Raw genomic sequence first — 2,394 nt, 5'->3', positions numbered from 1 at the left:
ACATGTATCCTCTAGAAAAAAAGAAATAACCTCTACTATAAGTGACGTTGTATGAGCTTAGCTTGATAGCGATGGGGCGGGACCCCTATTAGTAAATATAAAAAATGAAAAAAATGTCGTATTTTGTTGAATGTCGTTATATATTAATTATATAATATTTATATAAATGTAAAGGAAATTATAATATCAAAAGATGAAAAAAGAATGAATGATCTTATTACAGAAATAGATAAAGATTGTTCAGAAACGGATACACGCTCATCATGATGATTTTTTAAAGCACCTATTATAAGAAATCTCTCCTTTTTTTATTTATAGCAAAGATTTATCATCATGTATAGTATGGTTGAAATCGCAAAAGAGAACTATTTCAGTTCCTATCAATCTCTTTGATAATTGTTTGAAATGCTCTTAAATATTGATATATCTAGGAGAATTTATAGAGTTCGATTGATTATATGTAATGAAAAATGAAGGTGTTATTTTTAGGTTTCAAACTATTATGATACACATTAAAAGAAGTGTAAGGAGGAAGGTATATCTACTAAAATTGCGAGATATACCAAATTAAACATGAGTATTAAATTTAGTAAAAAAGTAGTAGCATTAACAGTAGGACTAACGGTAGTATCCTCACCGATGGTATCGTTCGCAGAAGAACGACAATCAGTAAATAACCATCAATCTATGAGTGTTCAAGAACAAGTCGGAACAGACTCACTTCAAGTATCAGATGAACAGGCCTTAAAAAGTATTGAAAAGAGTTTTGAAGGAGTAGACGGACGTGGTGAAGGTACTGTTGATAATAAGAAAGTGGATAGTCTTCAAAGTTCAGAAGGTATTTATGAAGAAACGGGTACATTAACGGTCCCTAACAATCCAAATAGAACAAAACGTAGTCTTTCTTTTTCAGCACCTAAAGTTTCTAGTAATATAAATGGCGTTCCATTCACTGAATGGATTGTTCCAGAAGGGAACGATAATATTCGCCCTCAAAACCATATGATTCCCAAGTATATTACAATTCATGAGACTGATAATAAAAGTGTAGGAGCAGGAGCTAAAAACCACGCCAAATACTTATATAACCAAGCAGTAGGGAACACAGACCGAACTGCATCATGGCACTTTACAGTAGATGATAAAGAGATTTATCAACACTTACCATTAAACGAGAACGGATGGCACGCAGGAGACGATGATGGCCCAGGTAATAGAGAATCTATTGCAATTGAAATTGCAGTTAACAGTGATGGTGACTACAATAAGGCAGTAGATAATGCTAAGAAACTTGTAGCGTATTTAATGAAAGAAACGGGTGTACCATTAAATAACATCGTGAAACACCAAAAATGGAAGAATAAAAACTGTCCTGCTATTATGATAAACAGTGGACAATGGGTTCCATTCGTAAATGGTGTTGAAGGGTATTATAATAAATTTAATCAACCAACAGATGATATAACAGGAGGTTGGTATGAGCCAGCTATTCGCGATTTGAATAGAAGAGGTATTATGGTAGGAGAAGGAAACGGAATTTTCGCGCCTAATAGAGCAGTAACAAGAGCTGAGTTTGCTCAATTAATCTCTAATTCTCTAAATCTTCCAGCTGGTGATGCATCATTTAAAGACTTAAATGATGTAAATTCAACTTTACGTGATGGTATTAAGCGTACTGCGAGTGTAGGTATCATTTCTGGTAGAGGTAATGGTTATTTTGATCCTAACACACCTATTACAAGAGAAGAAGCAGCGGTCATTGTAAATAAAGCATTACAGTATAAAGGAATAAATGGACCGTTGGCAAACTTACTATTTGCAGATAAAGATCAAATCATCTATAAAGAAGCTGTACAAAAATTATACGGCTTAGGTATTGTAAAAGGTATGGGAGATAATCTGTATGTCCCTAAAGGAACAACAACTCGTGGTGAAACAGCGGCATTCATATTAAACATGCTTCAATTAAGTGAAACTGGTAGTATTCAAAAGGGAATTGGAACGGCTGAAATTAATGGTATTGGCGTAAATGTTCGAAGCGGGGCAGGAACTAGCTATTCTGTTGTTAGAAAAGCAAGCAAAGGTGAAAAAGTTACAGTATACGAAGAAAAGAACGGTTGGCTAAGAATTGGTACAGATAAGTGGGTTTATAATGAACCTAGTTACATCGTCTATAACAAGGAGAAAAATTAAATAGTTAAAGCAGTAAGTTATACACCCCATGCCCATCAAGTTAAGATTTCATAATACCCTCCAGAACGAAAGTTTTGTGCATTTTGCCTGTTTTTATTGTTTGAGGGTAACCCATACTTATTAGGGTTCTGTTGCAAAGTTTTCTAAATGAGGCTACACTCTAGAAAAAAAGAACAAGGAGAATCACAAATGCGATACTTT

1 protein-coding gene is annotated in these 2,394 nt (G+C 34.1%); it reads left to right on the top strand.

Features of this window, described 5'->3' with window-relative positions:
* The first annotated feature begins 573 nt into the window (after positions 1-573).
* On the top strand, positions 574-2,193 hold the full coding sequence (locus J4P91_RS28545) for an S-layer homology domain-containing protein (RefSeq protein WP_207996779.1): 1,620 nt from the start codon (positions 574-576) through the stop codon (positions 2,191-2,193).
* The last annotated feature ends 201 nt before the right edge of the window (positions 2,194-2,394 follow it).

It is taken from the genome of Bacillus sp. XF8, assembly GCF_017498755.1.
GTDB classification, from domain to species: Bacteria; Bacillota; Bacilli; order Bacillales; family Bacillaceae_G; genus Bacillus_A; species Bacillus_A bingmayongensis.
The sequence above is the reverse complement of the archived record's forward strand: the minus strand, read 5'-3'. Positions and strand labels throughout refer to the sequence as shown.